The following is a 17,384-nucleotide window of genomic DNA, read 5'->3' as shown; positions in this document are numbered from 1 at the left end:
GAGTCGTCGACGGTCCGCGCAGTCCGCGGCTATTGACCCGGAGTGTGATCTAGGTCACTATGACAGTGGCCGTAGGAGTCGTCAGCCGTGCACGCGCTCGACGCAACTGTGGCAAACCGTGTCGAGACCTGCGCAACCTCGAGTCCTACGGGAACCCAACCCGAGACAGGAGGATTGCCGTGAGCATGAACGCACCGATGAAGGCACGGGACATCATGCACGCCGAGGCGGAGTGCATCCCCGCGGACGAGACGCTCGACCGCGCCGCCCAGATGATGCGCAACATGGACGTGGGCGCCCTGCCGATCTGCGAGAACGACCGGCTGGTCGGCATGGTGACCGATCGCGACATCGTCGTGCGGTGCATCGCCGAGGGCCACGATCCCAGCCGCGTCCGCGCGGGCGATCTCGCCAAGGGCACCCCACGCTGGGTCGACGCCGATGCCGAGCTGCAGCAGGTGCTGGACATCATGGAGCAGAACCAGATCAAGCGGCTGCCGGTGATGGAGAACAAGCGCCTGATCGGCATGATCTCCGAAGCCGATCTGGCAAAGAACATCTCCGACAGCAAGCTGGCCGAATTCATCTCGGCCGTCTATGTGCCGCACTGACCGCCGCCCGCCGCGCACGCGCGCGGGAAGACGACGCCGCGTGCGCACAACGACCCCGCCCCGCACAAACGACGCAGGGCGCCTCGTTCGCCGTTGAACGGGGCGCCCTGTGCTTGCGTAATCAGTTGTTACGCAACGCCCTCCGCACGCGCGGCGGCGGCGACGGCCTCGGCGACGGCCGGGGCGACCCGCGGGTCGAGCGGGCTGGGGACGATCTTGTCGGGGCCGAGCTCGTCGGCGACCACGCTCAGGATGGCGTTGGCGGCGGCGATCTTCATGCCCTCGGTGATGCGACGGGCGCCCGCGTCCAGCGCGCCCTTGAACACGCCGGGGAAGGCGAGCACGTTGTTGATCTGGTTCGGGAAGTCGCTACGACCGGTCGCGACGATGGCGGCGTACTTGCGCGCCACGTCGGGGTGGATCTCCGGGTCCGGGTTGGACATGGCGAACACGATCGCCTCCGGCGCCATCGAGGCGATGAGCTCCTCGGCGATCAGGCCCGCCGAGAGACCGAGGAACACGTCCGCGCCCGCGAGCGCCTCGGCGGCGCCGCCGTTGAGTCCGCGCGGGTTGGTGCGCTGGGCCAGGTCGGACTTCACGTCGTTCAGGTCCGCGCGATCGCGGCTGACGATGCCCTTCGAGTCGAGCACGGTGACGTCGCGCACGCCGGCGGCGAGCAGGATGTTGGTGCACGCGACACCCGCCGCGCCCGCGCCCGACACCACGACCTTCAGACCGCTGATGTCACGTCCCTGCACACGCGCCGCGCCGTTCAGGGCGGCGAGCACCACGATCGCGGTGCCGTGCTGGTCGTCGTGCATGACGGGGCAGTCGAGCGCCTCGATGACGCGCTTCTCGATCTCGAAGCAGCGCGGCGCGGAGATGTCCTCCAGGTTGACCGCGCCGAAGCTGGGGCGCAGCCGGATCAGGGTCTCGACGATCTCGTCGACGTCCTTGGTGTCCAGCACGATCGGGATGGAGTCGAGTCCGGCGAACTTCTTGAACAGTGCGGCCTTGCCCTCCATCACCGGCAGCGACGCGCGCGGGCCGATGTCGCCGAGGCCGAGGACGGCGGTGCCGTCGCTGACCACGACCACCAGTCGGTCGGTCCAGGTGTATCGCTTGGCGAGCGTCTCGTCCTGAGCGATCGCGCGGCTGACCTGAGCGACGCCGGGGGTGTACGCGATGGAGAGGTCGCGCTGCGTCTCCAGCGGAGCAGAGAGCTCGACCGAGAGCTTGCCGCCGAGGTGTCCAGCGAAGATTTCGTCGTTGGTGATTTCGGACAAACTCGCGGTCGCATTCGGTGCGTCAGTCACAGGTGACACGATTTCACTCCTGCTCGGGTCGGGCTGAACCGGGGGACGGTTACCGCCGGGTATTTCGTAATAGGTGATTCGTACCGCTCATCGAGTGCGCTGACCGGGACGTTTCGAGTCGGAATTCGTGTGGCGAAGAACCGATGATCAGCTCGAGACGTGGCGCTGCACTGATCCGCAGAGCGGGGGCCGGACGGGTGGGTCCGGACGGAACATGCGGGGCGATCCTCGGGGCGCGACGGTACGTTGCGCGGCTCGGAACACCGTGATTCCCGAACCCGGCGGTGGCGTAGGAGGGGAATCCGCAACATTCTGCCAGCCGGTCCGATGACTTGCCAAACCGGTGTGTCGGATCCCGGTTGCGCGTCATATTCCGAGGGTAGGCGGCTGGAATTACCCCGAAGTTAGGGGAAACTCGCACCCGCGCACCGGGCGGCGGTGAGTTGTCACATCGCCAAGCGGTCGGGAGGTGTGAGGTCCGGACCCGGCGCGGGCTCCAGCCCGACCGGCACCCGACCGCGCACGACGGACGGCCCGCCCTCGAGGGACGCGGGCTCCGACGGTACCCGCCGCAATCGCTCGGCGCTCACCCAGACGCTGTCCAGCCCGCCCGACATCAGGCGGACCCGCCACTCGGCTCCCCCGTCGGGATGGTCGGTGCGCCGGTGCATGCCGCGGGTCTCGGTGCGCGCCAGCGCGCTGTGCTCGGTCCATCTGGCCACCGCGAGCAGGGCCGCGGCCTGCCTGGCGCGCACCCGATCCGCGCCGACGCCGCCGAGGGCGAACGCAGCGCCCGGCCAGATGCCGTCGAGTTCGGCGATGCTGTCGCGCAGGCTGCCCGCGCTGCGCCAATAGCTGCGGCGCAGCGGCAGGGTGTGCTCCTGGACCAGTCCGACGATCGCGCGCGGATCGATGCGCGCCCGCGCGGCGAGGCCCGCGCCGGACACCGGACGCACCGAGCCGATCGGGCCCCGCTTCCGAGCGAAACGGGCGGCGCCCGATCCCGCCCACACGCCGGACGCGATGGCCCACGCCCCGCTGTGACCGCCGGTTCCGCTCACCGCGCCGGTGATCACCTCGCGACTCACCGCGTCACCCGCGCCGTACAGCCCGGCCACCGTGGTCGCGCAGTCGGGGCCGGTGAGCGCGAGGCCGCCCGTTCCACCCACCGTGCCCTCGAGCACCGCGCGCAGCGGCACCCGCTGGAATCGGTCGACCGCGCCCTGCCTGGTGAGCCAATGGCGCACCGTCTCCGGCACCTCGTCGAGCGCGGCGAACACCCGCCTTCCGTCGGCGATCGCCGCGAACGCCGCGTGCCGACCGCCCGCGACGACGTCGCCGTTCTCGTCGTAGAGCGTCGCGAAACGCAGCGCGAGTCCCGACGCGAAACTCGGATGCATGGCCGGAGTCGGCGAATTCAGCGCTGGGCCAAGGGAATAGGCGCTGGAGAACTCCATGCCGGACAGCCGCGCGCCCGCCTCGGCGGCGAGCAGCAGTCCGTCGCCGGTGGCCACGTCGGTCCCAGCGCCACCGGAGAGAAACGCGCATCCGCCGGTGGCCACCACCACCGCGCCCGCGCGGACCGTCCAGGAACGGCAACCGTCGTTCTGCCGCACGCCCGCCGCACCCGCGATCACGCCGTCGCCGTCACGCAGCAGTTGCAAGGCGGGATGGTGATCGAGGATGCGCACCCCCGCCTCGATCACGGTGCGGCGCATCCGGCGCAGGTATCCCGCGCCGTCCATGCGGACTCGCGGCGAGCCGCCGCGCGGGTCGTCGGGGAATCGGTAGCCCCAGCCCACCAGCTGTTCGATCCGCCGGTGCGTCTCGTCGAAGACGCGGTCGATCCACTCCGGAGCGCCGAGATGGCCGCCGTCCGCATGCGATCGGCGCACCGCCTCGTCCCTGGCGGCGCCGGGCGGGATGTTCCACACCGTGGTGCTCCCGAACGCAGAAGGCCCGCTGCTTCCGCAACGGGCCTTGTCGACGAGCACCACCCTCGCCCCTCCGGCGGCAGCCGAGACGGCCGCCCAGGTTCCGGCGGGGCCGCCGCCGAGAACCAGCACATCCGTCTCGATCTCGCTCACAACAAAATGTTCGGCCACAATTCACCCGACCGCAACCAGTACCGGACTATCAGCCCCACCACTGTGTCCAAAGCAATACACCGGTGACCAAGAAAACGACCGCGGATCCGGAAAAGGCGAGAAAACCCCGATACCTATCCGAAAACGTCTGCGCCGCAAGCACTGTCGCGGACGCGATCAGGTGCCAGGTTACCGATTCCGTGCCCGGTCCGGGGAAACCGCGCCGCCCACCGATGAACGCGGCGCCGACCACGACCAGCGTCAGCAACACCGTGCCCGCGGCGACCACACCGCTGATCGCACGCAGATATCTCACGACTTGATCACGGGCACGCCCGTCGCCTTGCCCGCGAGCTCCTCGAATTGCGCAGGGTCGGTGGTGAATTCGCCGAGCCGGATGGTCTTGTTCGCGCCGTGGTAGTCCGACGAGCCGGTGGTGAGCAAGCCGAGTTCGTCGGCCAGGCCGGTGAGCACCGCGCGATCGGACGCGGAATGGTCGGGGTGGTCGACCTCCAGCCCGCCAAGCCCGAGGTTGGCGAGTTCGCGGATGTCATCGATGGCGAGCAGCCGCCCACGCTTGCGTGCCCTGGTGTGGGCGAGCACGCTGACCCCGCCCGCGCCCGCGATCATCTCGACGGCGCGGTGCAGCGGTGTGTCGGCCTTCTCCGCGTAGTACGGACCGCGCGGCGCGAGCAGTTCGGTGAAGGCGGCGTCCACGCTCGGCACCACGCCCGCTTCGACCAAGGCGCGCGCCAGGTGCGGCCGCCCGGCCGAGGGGCCCGCGGAGGCGAGCACCGCGTCCGGGTCGATGGGCAATCCGTCGGCGGCCATAAGCTCGGCCATCGCGCGCAGCCGGTCCACCCGCTCGGCGCGCAGCCGCTCGCGCTCCTCGGCGAAACCGCGGTCGGCCGGATCGAAGAGGTAGGCGAGCAGATGCACCGGCACCGGCCAGCCGTCCTCGCCGAGCCCGACGCACGACATCTCCATTCCGCGCACCAGGGTCAGCCCCTTCGGTAGCGCGTCGACCGCCTCCGCCCATCCCGCCGTGGTGTCGTGATCGGTGATCGCGACCACGTCCAAACCGGAGGCTGCCGCGTTCCGCACCAGTTCGGCGGGGGTGTCCGTGCCGTCGGACGCGGTCGAATGGGTATGCAGGTCGATGCGCACGTCCTCCAGTCTTACAGTGCGCGGCCGCCGACCGGCACGGCAGCCGACGGCTTCGACCGGCCGCGGCCTCTACCATCGTCGTCGTGCCGTCCATACCGCCCATGCCGTCTTTCCGCGGGCAGGGCCGCGCGGCGATGCCGCGCCCGCGCATTCCGGTTCCCACCGCCCGCGCCGTCGTGGACTGCGCCGTCTACGTCGACGGGCACCGGCTGCCCGGCCGATTCACCCACACCGAGGCGCTTGCCGAGGTGCGTTCGCGCGGGACGGGCTTCGGGTGGATCGGGCTGCACGACCCGGACGAGACGCAGATGGCCGACATCGCCTCGACCTTCGACCTGCATCCGCTCGCCGTCGAGGACGCGGTCAAGGCCCACCAGCGGCCCAAGCTGGAACGCTACGACGACACCCTGTTCCTGGTGCTGCGCACGGTGTCCTACGTGCCGCACGAAATGCACCCCGCGCGACCACGTCACCATCGAGTCGATCTACCAGCTCGAGCGCGAGGTGGTCGAGCTGCGCCGCGCGGTCAACCCGCTCGCCGCGCCGCTGCAACTGCTGGCCCACAAACCGGATCTGCCGGTGCCCAAGGAGATTCGGCGCTATATGCGCGATGTCGCCGACCACCACGTCACGGTCGCCGAGCGGATATCCGATTTCGACGAGTCGCTCAGCGAACTGGTCAGCGCGGCCCTCGCCAAGATCAGCCTGCGCAGAACTCCGACATGCGGAAGATCTCGGCGTGGGTGGCCATCGCGCCTGGCTCTGACCTACAGCGTCGCCGCCCCGCGACCCGGGTCGCGCACGTCGATGCCCGCCTCGGCCCACGCGTCGCGCAGCGCCTGCGCGCCGCGCACCCGCACCCAGGCCGCCTCGGTGGCGGTCAGCGGTGTCACCGTCAGGTACCTGACCGGCTCGGCGGGTTCGGGCAGCGGAATCTGCGGAATCTCGCTGTCGCCGAGCAGCGCCGCGGTGAACGCCGCGCCCTGCCACAACGGCTCGCCCAGATCCAGCAGCGCATCGGCTTGCAGCACAACGCCTTCCACGGAGGGCGTGGCGACCAGGATGCCGAGCGCCTTGGGCAGCCCTGGCATGGCTGTGCCGGAGCGCAGGGTCAGCACCAGCTCCGCGCGCGGGCCGCGCACCGGATCGGCGTGCAGGTCACCGGGATCGCCCATCGGGTGTCGCGAGCCGCCCAGCGTCGCGTAGTGCACGACGTCGCCGTCGACGATCCGCAGGATCTCGATCGGCTCCAGCCCCAGGAACGTCACCGAGGCCGAATCCACGCCGCTCGCGGGCACCCCGTAGTGGTCGAGCACCCCGGTGCGGACCTTGTCCATCACATCCATGCGTTCAGATCGCCAACCGCGCGAGCATGTCCCGCGCCTGCTCGGCCGACTTCGGGTCGCACAGCACGTCGTAACGGCCCGCCACCAGCTGCATGGTCGAGGCGAAATCGCGCTGCCCCTTGGTGGCGGCATACGGAATCGAGGTCGAGATGACGCCGAAGATGATGCCGCCGACCAACCCGACCAGCAACGGACCGAACGCGCCGCTTGTGGTGAACAGACTCAGCAGCAGGCCGAGGAAGAGGCCGAGCCACGCGCCGGAGACCACGCCGCCGCCGATCACCTTGCCCCAGTTCAGGCGGTAGAGCACCCGTTCGACCTGCATCAGGTCGACGCCGACGATCGTCACGTCCTGCACCGGGAACTGGTTGTCGGCCAGATAGTCGACCGCGCGCTGCGCCTCGGCGTAGGTCGGATAGGAGCCCACCGGCCAGCCCGACGGCGGGGTCGGCAACCCCTGGCGGGCGCGGTTCGTGTTCCCCAAGGGATTCGTCATGACACCATTCTGCTATTCCGAGCGGCCGTTCGGTGGTGTGAAACGCGTGGTGCGCGTCATCCCGGCGGCGCGCCCCTTCTCGGCGATCACCTGCGCCATCTTGGCGCTCGCCTCGTCGATCATCTCGTCGCCGAGCATGACGGCGCCGCGCGCGCCACCCTCGGCGGAGGTGTGGAAGGCGTAGGCGTCCAGGATTTCCTCGGCCCGGTCGTAGTCGGCCTGGCGCGGGCTGAAGATCTCGTTGGCCGCGTCGATCTGGCCGGGGTGCAGCACCCATTTGCCGTCGAAGCCGAGCGCGGCGGTGCGTGCGGCGGCCCTGCGGAAACCGTCGACGTCGCGAATCTGCAAGTAGGGACCGTCGATCGCCTGGAGGCCGTGGGCGCGTGCGGCGAGCAGAATGGTCATCAGGATGTGGTGGTAGGCGTCGCCGGTGTCGTATCCCTCCGGCTGTTCGCCGACGACCAGCGTGCGCATGTTGATGCTGGCCATGAAGTCGGCCGGGCCGAAGACCAGCGCCTGCACGCGCGGGCTCGCGGTCGCGATCTCATCGATATTGCGCAGGCCCATCGCGTTTTCCAGTTGCGGCTCGATGCCGATCCGCCCGACCTCCAACCCGTTGGCCTTCTCCAGCTGGGTGAGCAGCAGATCGAGCGCCCGCACCTGGCCCGCGTCGGTGACCTTCGGCAGCAGGATCGCGTCGATCACCCGGCCCGCGCCCTCGACCACGGTGATCACGTCGGCGTAGGTCCACTCGGTCGTCCAGTCGTTGACCCGAACCACGCGCAGCTGCGCGCCCCAGCCCGGCTGATTCAGCGCGGCCACGATATTGGCGCGGGCGGCGGCCTTGGCGACCGGCGCCACCGCGTCCTCCAGATCGAGGAAGACTTCGTCGACCGGCAAGCCCTTGGCCTTCTCGATCATCTTGGGGTTGCTGCCCGGCACGGCGAGCACCGATCGGCGCGGCTTCATGGAGCCTCCTGTCTAGTCTGGCAAGCATGGCAGCTACCAGGGTGTACGTCGCCAGGCTTGCCGGCCTGGCGGTGCTGGGACCGGACGGGGAGTCTATCGGCAGGGTCCGCGACGCGGTCGTGGCGATCCGGTACGACCGTCAGGTACCGCGCGTGCACGGGCTGGTCGTCGAATTGCCGAGCAGGCGCCGGATTTTCGTGCCGATGTTGCGGGTGACCTCGATCGAACCCGGCAATGTCACGCTCAACACCGGCACCGTCAGCCTGCGTCGTTTCCAGCAGCGACCCGGTGAGATGCTGGCGCTGGCGCAGATCGTGGATTCCAAGGTGCGGGTGGACGATCCGACCCTGCCCGACCTCGCCGGCGTCGACGTCTTCGTTGTCGATCTCGGCATCGAACTGACCAGGACGAGGGATTGGCGGGTCTCCCGCGTCGCGGTGCGCGGGCACCGGCGAATCGGGCGGCGGCGCACGGTGCACGTCGTGGACTGGACGTTGGTGACCGGCTTGACCCCGTACGAGATCGGCAGGCCAGGCCAGGACGTCACCCAGTTGCTCGAACAGTTCGAGGGCTTACGGCCCGCCGACGTCGCGCACATGCTGCGCGAGCTGCCGGAGAAGCGCCGCATCGAGGTGGCCGAGGCGCTGGACGACGAGCGACTGGCCGACGTGGTGCAGGAGCTGCCCGACGACGATCAGGTCGACCTGCTCGGCCACCTCGAGGTGCGCCGCGCCGCCGACGTGCTCGAGGCGATGGACCCGGACGACGCGGCCGACCTGCTCGGCGAACTGCCGACGGGGGAACGCGAATCGCTGCTCGCGATGATGGATCCGGAGGAATCCGAGCCGGTGCGCAGGCTGCTCGCGCACTCCCCCGACACCGCGGGCGGTCTGATGACGACCAAGCCCGTGGTGCTGACGCCCTCGACCACGGTCGCGGAGGCGCTGGCCAGGGTGCGCAATCCGGACCTGACGCCCGCGCTCGCCTCGATGGTGTTCGTCGTCCGCCCGCCGACCGCCACGCCCACCGGGCCCTACCTCGGCTGCGTGCACATCCAGCAACTGTTGCGCGAACCGCCGGCGCACCTGGTCGGCGGCATCATCGATTCCGATCTGGCGCCGCTGCGCGCCGAGGTGCCGCTGTCGGCGGTGACCAGGTACTTCGCCACCTACAACCTGGTCTGCGGTCCGGTGGTGGACGACGAGAACCATCTGCTCGGCGCGGTCAGCGTCGACGACGTGCTCGATCATCTGCTGCCGGAGGACTGGCGCGAGGAAGAGCAGCACGAAGGAGTCACGGCGCATGAGTGAGAAGAATCCGGGGACCGGCGTCGGCAGGGTCGGCCCGAGCTCGGCGCGCCAGCGCCTGGAGACGCCGGTCGAGTCGCGCTTCCGATTCGATTGGGACGCCGAGGCATTGGCGCGCAGCTCCGAGCGGGTCGCCCGATTCCTCGGTACCGGACGCTATCTCGCGCTGCAGACGATCGTGGTGATCATCTGGATCATTCTCAACGTCTTCTTCGTCACGCTGCGCTGGGATCCGTACCCGTTCATCCTGTTGAATCTCGCGTTCTCCACGCAGGCCGCCTACGCGGCGCCGCTGATCCTGTTGGCGCAGAACCGTCAGGACAACCGCGACCGGGTGGCGCTGGAAGAGGACCGGATGCGCGCCGCACAGACCAAGGCGGACACCGAATTCCTCGCCCGCGAACTCGCAGCGCTCCGTATCGCGGTGGGCGATGTGGCGACTCGTGACTATCTGCGCCGCGAATTGGAGGAGATGCGTGAGGTTCTCGACCGCATCGAGGCCGCAGCGGTCGCGGAAGGCAACACGCCGCGTGAGGTCAAGTCCGGCAAGGCGAATCGCAAGAAAACCTCCGGTGGAAAGCAGTCCCACGTTCAGGTTTCGCCGCCTGTTGCTGATGATTGACCGGAAATGCTCAACAACATCCTGACCCCTGGGTAACCTGGACAACGTTGTCCTGAGCGGGCCGGTTCGAGATGTCCCGGACACCGCACCCATGACGTAGAGGATTGGTGTGGCCGAATGCGAGTTTCCGCTCCGATAACAATGTCGGCCCTGGTTGTCGCTGGTCTGGTCGCTTCCGGCTCGGCGGCACACAACACGACCGCGAGCACACCGCCGCAGGCCCCCGAGGCGCTGCTCGCCGCGTCCAGCGGTCGTGACGGCGCAGGCAACGGCACGGACACCGACCCGGCAGGCACCCTGTCTCGGACAGTAGGTCTACTACCGGTCCAGCCGGAGAGTCCCCGCAAACTTCGAGCTATGACTCCGTCCAAGGACGGACTGCCGTTTTTCGGTGGCACCGTCCCGCTGCACGAGGTCACGTTGCCAGCGGTCGGTGGGGCACTGGGCATTCCGGAGATCGTGCTCGCCGCGTACCGGAACGCGGAGCTGGCGATGCAGTCCTCGATGCCCGGATGCGGGTTGTCGTGGAACCTGCTCGCCGGGATCGGGCGGATCGAGTCCGGCCACGCGGGAAGCGGTCGCACCGACGCGGCGGGCACGACGGTGACCCCGATCTTCGGACCAGCGCTCGACGGCACCCTGCCGGGCAACGAGGTGATCAGGGCCGCGGACGGCGGATACGTGCGTGCGATCGGCCCCATGCAGTTCCTGCCTGGCACGTGGAGCCTGTACGCCGCCGACGGCAACGGTGACGGAGTCGCCGACCCGCACAACGTCTTCGACGCCTCGCTCGCCGCGGGCAAGTACCTGTGCTCGGGAGGGATGGACCTACGCGATCCCGCGCAAGAGCTACGTGCGGTGCTGCGCTACAACAACTCGATGTCCTACGCGGCCAACGTGTTGAGTTGGTCGACGGCCTACCGCACGGGCGGCAAGCCGAGTCAGGTCACCATCTCGCCGGAGCTGGTCCCACCCGGCTCGGTGCCGATCATCGCCTCGAATCCGGATATGAGCGCGGCCCAGTCGACATTGCCGACCACCACCTCGCCCGCGGACCAGCCGCCGTCGACGGCGCCCGCGGCGCCCGCGCCGACCCAGGTGATGATCACGATCCCCGGCCTGCCGCCGATCCCGTGCGGAATCTTCTGCCCGCCACCGCCGCCGCCCGCCAACCCGTGCGCGCAGGCCGCGGTCCCCGCGCCGATGCCGCGTCCCGGCGAGTCGGGACGGCCGTTCGGGCCGCGCCAGCAATTCGGCGCCGAGCCGGTCGATCCGAACGACCCAGCGCGCGCCGAGGACCCCGCTCTGACCGATGCCCGGGAACCGCAGCCGAATCCGGCGTGTGTGCCGCAATTGCAGGGCCTGCCTGCCGCGCCCGAGCAGGGCGCTCCAGCTCCCGCGCCCAACCCGGCGCAGCCGGCGCCACCCGCCCAGCCGAACGCCCCCGAACAGCCGAATCCCGAGCCGGAGGTCGCCACGACCCCCGAGCCGGTGCCCGCCGCGCCCGCCCCGACCGAACAGCCCGGCATCACACTGCCGTTCGGCATCGTGATCCCGTTGCCGCCCGCTCCGCCGCAAGGCTGAGACCAAACCTCGATTCAGATCACGAAGCAGTAACAAAAAGATCTCGAATGCGGTAGCCTCTCCTTCGTCCACGAAGGGCTCGTCAGCGAGCCTTTGTGTAACCGAGGAGGGTCACCACACCGTGGGGCGTCACCGCAAGCAATCGCCTGCCACCGTCAGGCGCGGCTCCGTAATCGCACTGACCGGATTGGTTCCCGCCGGATTCGTGGCCTGCGCCGCCGCATCCGATCTGGACTCCGATCAGGCCGCCGTTCAGCAGATCCCCGACGACCAGGACGCGCTGGCCGCCAAACCCGCCGACTCGGTCGAGTTCGTCGCACACGCCATGGCCGAGCAGCGTTCCGTCGCCCCGCCGATCGTGAAAACCGTTGCGCTGTCGGCCGATCGGGAAAAGGCCGACCTGCCAGCCGGAGCGCTCGGCGTGCCCGGCGTCGCGATCGCCGCCTACCAGAACGCCGAGCGCACGCTGGACGCGGAGAACCCGACGTGCAACATGCCGTGGAACCTGCTCGCTGGGATCGGGCGTGTCGAGTCCACCCACGCGTTCGGCGGCAAGGCCGACGTCGACGGCAATCCGCTCAGCCCGGTCTACGGCCCGGTGCTCGACGGCTCGCTCGCGGGCAACAACGTCATCCACGACAGCGACGACGGCGCGCTCGACGGACTCGGCGGCTACGACCGCGCGGTCGGCCCGATGCAGTTCCTGCCCGAGACCTGGAAGCGTTACGCCGCCGACGGCAACGGCGACGGCATCGCCGACCCGCAGAACCTGTACGACGCCGCGCTGACCGCTGGCAAGTACCTCTGCGACGGCGGCTTGAACATGAGCGACCTGGCCCAGCAGTCGCGCGCCATCCTGCGCTACAACAACTCGATGGCCTATGTCGCCAACGTCATGGCGTGGGCGAATTCGTACGGTACGGGGGTCGCACCGAAGCCCGCGCAGTTGCCGCGGATCTGACACGCCTAAAATTTCCGTATGCCAGTGGTAACGGAAACGGATGTGCGGGGCGCGCTCGCGAAGGTCGACGACCCGGAGATCCGCAAACCGATCACCGAACTGGGCATGGTGAAAAGCGTCGTCATCGACGCCGAAAGCAATGTCCATGTCGAGGTCTACCTCACGACGGCGGGCTGCCCGCTGCGCACGGAGATCACCCAGCGGGTCACCAAGGCGGTGGCCGACGTCCCCGGCGTCGGCGCCATCTCCGTCGACCTCGATGTGATGAACGACGAGCAGCGCACCGCCCTGCGCAAGCAGCTGCGCGGCGACTCCGCCGATCCGGTGATCCCGTTCGCCCAGCCGGGCTCGCTGACTCGCGTGTACGCGGTCGCGTCCGGCAAGGGCGGCGTCGGAAAGTCGTCGGTGACGGTCAACCTCGCGGCCGCCATGGCCGCGCGCGGCCTGTCCGTCGGCGTGCTCGACGCCGACATCTACGGACACTCGGTGCCACGCATGCTCGGCACCGACGCCCGCCCGACCCAGGTCGAGCGGATGATCATGCCGCCGGTCGCGCACGACGTGAAGGTCATCTCGATCGCCATGTTCACCCAGGGCAACACGCCCGTGGTGTGGCGCGGCCCGATGCTGCACCGTGCGCTGCAGCAGTTCCTCGCCGACGTGTTCTGGGGCGATCTGGACATCCTGCTGCTCGACCTGCCGCCCGGCACCGGCGACGTGGCCATCTCCATCGCCCAGCTGATCCCGAACGCGGAGATCCTGGTCGTCACCACCCCGCAGCTCGCGGCCGCCGAGGTGGCCGAGCGAGCGGGCTCGATCGCGTTGCAGACCCGGCAGCGGATCGCGGGCGTCGTGGAGAACATGTCGTGGCTCGACCTGCCCGACGGCAGCAGGATGGAGCTCTACGGTTCCGGCGGCGGTCAGCGGGTGGCCGACAGCCTCACCCGTGCGGTCGGCGCGAACGTCCCGCTGCTCGGTCAGATCCCGATCGAGCAGGAGCTGCGCGAGGCGGGCGACGAGGGCACGCCGATCGTGCTGCGCGATCCGGACAGCGCGTCGGCCAAGGCCCTGATCGAGGTCGCCGACAAGCTCGCCGTGCGCCGCCGCGGACTGGCGGGCATGTCGCTCGGCATCGACACCACGCGGCACCTGTAACCCCCTAGCGCGCCGCCTCGGCAACTGCTCGGTCGTGAACGAGCATGTCGGAGCGGCGGAATAAGCTCGTGTCATGCTCACGCTGCTGTTGTACGTGCTGATCGTCGGCCTGGTAGCCGCGGTGCTGTTCCTGCTCGCGAGTGCGGTCTTCGGACGCGGGGAGGAACTGGGCCCGCTGCCCGAGGGCACGACGGCCACCGTGTTGCCCGCCGAGGGCATCACCGGTGCGGACGTGCGCGCGCTGCGGTTCCAGCAGGTGGTGCGCGGCTACAAGGCGGGCGAGGTCGACTGGGCGTTGGCGAGGCTCGCCGCGCGCATCGATGAACTCCAGCTACAACTGGCCCACGCGCGCGGCGAGACACCGCAGCTGAGCAAAGCCGGTGCGGATACGGCGGTCTCGCGGTACGAGAGCGCCGCGCCGCACACCGACACCACGGCGTCGCGGTACGACAGTTCCGCAGCGCACCCCGACGACGCCGAGGCGACGTCGTGGCCCGCGCCGAGCACCCCCGAAAAGCCGTGAGCGCCCCGCTCGCCGCCGACGGCAGGGTCCGCTGCCCGTGGGCCGAGTCCTCTCAGCTCTACCGGGACTACCACGACTTCGAATGGGGCGAGCCGCTGCGCGGCCCCGACGCGATGTTCGAGCGGGTCTGCCTCGAGGCGTTCCAGTCGGGTCTGTCCTGGATCACGATCCTGCGCAAGCGCCCGGCCTTCCGTGCCGCGTTCGCCGACTTCACCATCGAGAAGGTCGCCGCGTTCGGCGACGCCGATGTGGCCCGCCTGCTCGCCGATCCCGGCATCGTCCGCAACCGCGCCAAGATCGAAGCCGCCATCGCCAACGCGCGGGCCGCTGACGCGCTCGACCGCGGCCTCGACGAGTTGATCTGGTCGTTCGCGCCGCCGCCACGGCCACGCCCGAAGGCCATCGCCGACGTTCCCGCGACGAGTCCCGAATCCATCGCTCTGGCAAAAGAATTGAAGCGGCGCGGGTTCCGTTTCGTCGGACCGACCACCGCCTACGCACTGATGCAAGCAACGGGAATGGTGGACGATCACCTGGCCGATTGCTGGGTCGGAAGTGACCCGCACAACACCGCCCGAGCGATCACATTTCGAACTCAGGTATCCGTCCACATCGGCGATAGGGAAGAATAGGACCGGTGTAGCTCGCCAAATGCCGGTGAGCTACCTGGTTGGTGACAACTGTAGTTCCAAGAAAGTGCGCAGAAAACCGCGCAGATCTGGAGGGAGCAGAGGATGGCGGCCATGAAGCCCCGCACCGGGGACGGTCCCCTCGAGGCAACCAAGGAAGGGCGTGGAATCGTTATGCGGGTTCCACTCGAGGGTGGCGGGCGTCTGGTCGTCGAACTCACGCCGGATGAGGCAGCGGCGCTCGGTGACGAATTGAAGAGTGTCACCAGCTAGTCCTTCGGCACTCGCTGAGGTGGCGGGTCTGCTGGCCTGCCCGGAATGCCGCCTCGGGCTCGAGGCGGTGGATCGGGCGCTGCGCTGCGACCGCGGCCACAATTTCGACATCGCCAAACAGGGCTACGTCAGCTTGCTGACCGGTGCGTCGACCAAGATGACCGGCGACACCGCGGCCATGCTGGACGCCCGCGCCGCTTTCCAGGGTGAAGGACATTTCGCGCCCATCGCCGACGCGGTCGCTACCGCCGTCGGCCCGGTCGACGACCGGTCCGCGAGCCTGCTGGAAATCGGCGCGGGCACCGGCTACTACCTGGCCGCGGCGCTCGACGCCGCACCGGACGCCCGCGGCGTCGCTATCGACGTGGCCAAACCCGCCGCGCGCCGCTGCGCACGCGCCCATCCTCGCGCCGCCGCGGTACTCGTCGACGCCTGGCGCGGTCTACCGGTCCGCGACGGCGTGCTCGCGGGAGTGCTCTCGGTGTTCGCGCCCCGCAATCCCGCCGAGGTGGCAAGGGTGCTCGGCGCGGACGGCCGCTTCGTCGTCGCCGCGCCGACCGCGCGTCATCTCGGCGAGTTGATCGATCCGCTCGGCATGGTGACCGTCGACCCCGACAAGGACCGCCGCATCACCGAGGCGATGTCCGGACTGTTCGAGCAGGTCGAGCGGGTCGCCGTGGAGTATTCGATGAAGCTCGACCGCGCGGCGGTGGCGCAGGTGGTCGGCATGGGTCCGTCCGCGCACCACGCCGAGCACGCGCGCGATCCGCGCCTCTCGGCGCTGCCGGATCTGATGGATGTCACCGCGTCGGTCACGGTGTCGACATATAGACCCCGCCGCTGACACCGTTCTGAATTGTGCGCATGTGCTCGCACGCATCGGCACCTGGCCGAGGACGTGCGGCGCATTCGAAACTCAGCCATGTGCTCGCACACATCGACCCGGCGCCGCCCACGGGAAGAGCATTCACGGTTCGGCCCCGCTCGCACGCATCGCCTTAGCGGATCGCGCCCGGGGATCCGCGGTTCGCGCACGTACTCGCACATATCGACCCCGGCTCGAACCCGAGCGGCGTTCAGGGTTTGCGGACTTGCTCGTATACCTCGACGGTCCGCTCCGCGATTCGCGACCAGTCGAATTCCGCGATCGCCCGCGCGCGTCCCGCCGCGCCGAACTCGGCCGCGAGGACCGGATCGCCCGCGACCTCGTTGACCGCCGCCGCGAGGCCGCGCTCGTACTCCTCGGCCGCGCCCGCGTCGTAGTGCACGAGCCTGCCGTTGCCGCCGTCGGCGACCACCTCGGGGATGCCGCCGACGTCGGAGGCGACCACGGCGGTCGCGCAGGCCATGGCCTCCAAATTCACGATGCCGAGCGGTTCGTACACCGACGGGCAGACGAACACGGTCGCCGCCGCCAGAATCTGCCGAATCTGCTCGGTGGGCAGCATTTCCCGCACCCAGTGCACGTTCCCGCGCCGCCGCCGCAACTCGGCGACCGCCGCGGCCGTCTCGTCCTCCAGCTCCCTGGTGTCGGGCGCGCCCGCGCACAGCACAAGCTGAATCTCCGGCTCGAACTCGCGCGCGGCGGCGAGCAGGTGACCGACGCCCTTCTGCCGCGTGATGCGGCCGACGAAGGCGACGATCGGGCGGTCGGTCCGCACGCCGAGCTCATCCAGGATCTGCCGCTCGCCCTCGACCGGCGGGCCGGGCCGCCACAGCGTCGCGTCGATGCCGTTGTGCACCACGTGGACCCGGCTCGGATCGATCGCCGGGTAGGCGTCGAGCACGTCGTGGCGCATGCCCTCGCTCACCGCGATGACGGCGTCGGCGTGCTCCATGGCGTTGCGCTCCGACCACGAGGAGATGCGGTAGCCGCCGCCGAGCTGCTCGGCCTTCCACGGCCGCCTCGGCTCGAGGGAGTGCGCGGTGAGGATGTGCGGGATGCCGTAGAGGGTGGCGGCCAGGTGCCCGGCCAGGCCGGTGTACCAGGTGTGCGAGTGCACCACGTCCACCTCGCCCGCCGCGTCGGCCATCCGCAGCTGCGCCGACATCATCTGCAGCGCGGCGTTGGCGGCGTAGAGCGACGGATCCGATTGGTGCACCACGGCATCGGTGCGCTCGGCGCCCATGCAATGCACGGTCACCTCGCAGAGCCGCCGCAATTCGGCGGTCAGTTGGGTCACGTGTACGCCCGCACCGCCGTACACCTCGGGTGGGTATTCGCGGGTCAACATCGCGACGCGCAACCGGTCCTGGAAGCCCCCCGGCTCGCCGGATCCCGTCGCCGAGCGCCCGCCGTCCGTGCCGAAACTCACCGATCCAAACTAGACGCTCGGCT

Annotated in this window: 18 protein-coding genes and 1 pseudogene; 11 read left to right on the top strand and 8 right to left on the bottom strand. The window is 69.6% G+C overall.

The window, feature by feature from the left end:
- Nucleotides 1-185 precede the first annotated feature (185 nt).
- Nucleotides 186-611 (top strand): CBS domain-containing protein, encoded by a 426-nt coding sequence (locus NAM01S_RS23050; protein WP_174554848.1) that lies wholly within the window; start codon nucleotides 186-188, stop codon nucleotides 609-611.
- 128 nt (nucleotides 612-739) lie between these two features.
- Here NAM01S_RS23050 and NAM01S_RS23045 read toward each other — a convergent pair whose 3' ends face one another.
- The 4 genes from NAM01S_RS23045 to NAM01S_RS23030 form a co-directional block, all read right to left on the bottom strand.
- Nucleotides 740-1,936, bottom strand: a complete 1,197-nt coding sequence (locus NAM01S_RS23045; protein WP_067788504.1) for an NAD(P)-dependent malic enzyme — start codon at nucleotides 1,934-1,936, stop codon at nucleotides 740-742.
- A 437-nt stretch (nucleotides 1,937-2,373) separates the two neighbouring features.
- Nucleotides 2,374-4,014 carry an FAD-dependent oxidoreductase gene (locus NAM01S_RS23040; protein ID WP_084483200.1) on the bottom strand — a complete coding sequence of 547 codons (1,641 nt, stop codon included), beginning with the start codon at nucleotides 4,012-4,014 and terminating at the stop codon, nucleotides 2,374-2,376.
- A 49-nt stretch (nucleotides 4,015-4,063) separates the two neighbouring features.
- On the bottom strand, nucleotides 4,064-4,330 hold the full coding sequence (locus NAM01S_RS23035) for a hypothetical protein (RefSeq protein WP_084483199.1): 267 nt from the start codon (nucleotides 4,328-4,330) through the stop codon (nucleotides 4,064-4,066).
- Nucleotides 4,327-5,181, bottom strand: coding sequence for a PHP domain-containing protein (locus NAM01S_RS23030; RefSeq protein WP_067788500.1), 855 nt, complete (start codon nucleotides 5,179-5,181; stop codon nucleotides 4,327-4,329). Before NAM01S_RS23030 ends, NAM01S_RS23035 begins: the two co-directional genes overlap by 4 nt.
- Nucleotides 5,182-5,264: 83 nt before the next feature.
- Between NAM01S_RS23030 and NAM01S_RS34260 the strand changes: the two are divergent.
- Nucleotides 5,265-5,936: pseudogene (locus tag NAM01S_RS34260) on the top strand (CorA family divalent cation transporter); the annotation flags it as partial.
- Nucleotides 5,937-5,948: 12 nt separating this feature from the next.
- Here NAM01S_RS34260 and NAM01S_RS23020 read toward each other — a convergent pair.
- The 3 genes from NAM01S_RS23020 to NAM01S_RS23010 are packed head-to-tail and all read right to left on the bottom strand — an operon-like array spanning nucleotide 5,949 to nucleotide 7,992.
- Nucleotides 5,949-6,527: a suppressor of fused domain protein gene (locus NAM01S_RS23020; RefSeq protein WP_157107860.1), complete on the bottom strand. Its 579-nt coding sequence runs from the start codon at nucleotides 6,525-6,527 to the stop codon at nucleotides 5,949-5,951.
- A 4-nt stretch (nucleotides 6,528-6,531) separates the two neighbouring features.
- The gene (locus NAM01S_RS23015; RefSeq protein WP_067788497.1) at nucleotides 6,532-7,023 is read right to left on the bottom strand and encodes a YflT domain-containing protein; all 492 of its coding nucleotides are present in this window, start codon (nucleotides 7,021-7,023) and stop codon (nucleotides 6,532-6,534) included.
- Between the two features lie 12 nt (nucleotides 7,024-7,035).
- On the bottom strand, nucleotides 7,036-7,992 hold the full coding sequence (locus NAM01S_RS23010; protein WP_067788495.1) for an HpcH/HpaI aldolase/citrate lyase family protein: 957 nt from the start codon (nucleotides 7,990-7,992) through the stop codon (nucleotides 7,036-7,038).
- Nucleotides 7,993-8,018: 26 nt separating this feature from the next.
- On the opposite strand from NAM01S_RS23010, the gene NAM01S_RS23005 reads away from it, so the two are divergent.
- The 9 genes from NAM01S_RS23005 to NAM01S_RS22970 all read left to right on the top strand — a co-directional run bounded on the left by NAM01S_RS23005 (nucleotide 8,019) and on the right by NAM01S_RS22970 (nucleotide 15,890).
- On the top strand, nucleotides 8,019-9,302 hold the full coding sequence (locus tag NAM01S_RS23005) for a magnesium transporter MgtE N-terminal domain-containing protein (RefSeq protein ID WP_067788493.1): 1,284 nt from the start codon (nucleotides 8,019-8,021) through the stop codon (nucleotides 9,300-9,302).
- The gene (locus tag NAM01S_RS23000) at nucleotides 9,295-9,921 is read left to right on the top strand and encodes a DUF1003 domain-containing protein (RefSeq protein WP_067788491.1); all 627 of its coding nucleotides are present in this window, start codon (nucleotides 9,295-9,297) and stop codon (nucleotides 9,919-9,921) included. The genes NAM01S_RS23005 and NAM01S_RS23000 overlap by 8 nt, the downstream gene beginning before the upstream one ends.
- Nucleotides 9,922-10,062: 141 nt before the next feature.
- Nucleotides 10,063-11,505 (top strand): lytic transglycosylase domain-containing protein, encoded by a 1,443-nt coding sequence (locus tag NAM01S_RS22995; RefSeq protein ID WP_253798377.1) that lies wholly within the window; start codon nucleotides 10,063-10,065, stop codon nucleotides 11,503-11,505.
- A 121-nt stretch (nucleotides 11,506-11,626) separates the two neighbouring features.
- On the top strand, nucleotides 11,627-12,466 hold the full coding sequence (locus tag NAM01S_RS22990; protein WP_067788488.1) for a lytic transglycosylase domain-containing protein: 840 nt from the start codon (nucleotides 11,627-11,629) through the stop codon (nucleotides 12,464-12,466).
- Nucleotides 12,467-12,484: 18 nt separating this feature from the next.
- Nucleotides 12,485-13,621 carry an Mrp/NBP35 family ATP-binding protein gene (locus NAM01S_RS22985; protein WP_067788486.1) on the top strand — a complete coding sequence of 379 codons (1,137 nt, stop codon included), beginning with the start codon at nucleotides 12,485-12,487 and terminating at the stop codon, nucleotides 13,619-13,621.
- Between the two features lie 73 nt (nucleotides 13,622-13,694).
- Complete coding sequence (locus tag NAM01S_RS34255; RefSeq protein WP_084483198.1) at nucleotides 13,695-14,144, top strand: DivIVA domain-containing protein; 450 nt, start codon at nucleotides 13,695-13,697, stop codon at nucleotides 14,142-14,144.
- Entirely contained in the window at nucleotides 14,111-14,776 is a 666-nt protein-coding gene (locus NAM01S_RS22975) for a DNA-3-methyladenine glycosylase I (protein ID WP_303755519.1), read from the top strand. Before NAM01S_RS34255 ends, NAM01S_RS22975 begins: the two co-directional genes overlap by 34 nt.
- Nucleotides 14,777-14,878: 102 nt before the next feature.
- The gene (locus NAM01S_RS34250; protein WP_011211259.1) at nucleotides 14,879-15,046 is read left to right on the top strand and encodes a DUF3117 domain-containing protein; all 168 of its coding nucleotides are present in this window, start codon (nucleotides 14,879-14,881) and stop codon (nucleotides 15,044-15,046) included.
- A complete protein-coding gene (locus NAM01S_RS22970; RefSeq protein WP_253798379.1) occupies nucleotides 15,033-15,890 on the top strand; it encodes a putative RNA methyltransferase in 858 nt (285 codons plus the stop codon). The genes NAM01S_RS34250 and NAM01S_RS22970 overlap by 14 nt, the downstream gene beginning before the upstream one ends.
- 232 nt (nucleotides 15,891-16,122) lie before the next feature.
- On the opposite strand, the gene glgA is transcribed toward NAM01S_RS22970, so the two are convergent.
- Nucleotides 16,123-17,292: a glycogen synthase gene (gene glgA / locus NAM01S_RS22965; protein ID WP_067788616.1), complete on the bottom strand. Its 1,170-nt coding sequence runs from the start codon at nucleotides 17,290-17,292 to the stop codon at nucleotides 16,123-16,125.
- Nucleotides 17,293-17,384 lie beyond the last annotated feature (92 nt).

Source organism: Nocardia amikacinitolerans NBRC 108937 (assembly GCF_001612615.1).
In the GTDB taxonomy this organism is placed as follows: Bacteria; Actinomycetota; Actinomycetes; order Mycobacteriales; family Mycobacteriaceae; genus Nocardia; species Nocardia amikacinitolerans.
Note: the sequence above shows the minus strand (reverse complement) of the source record. Positions and strands in the feature narration are given on the sequence as shown.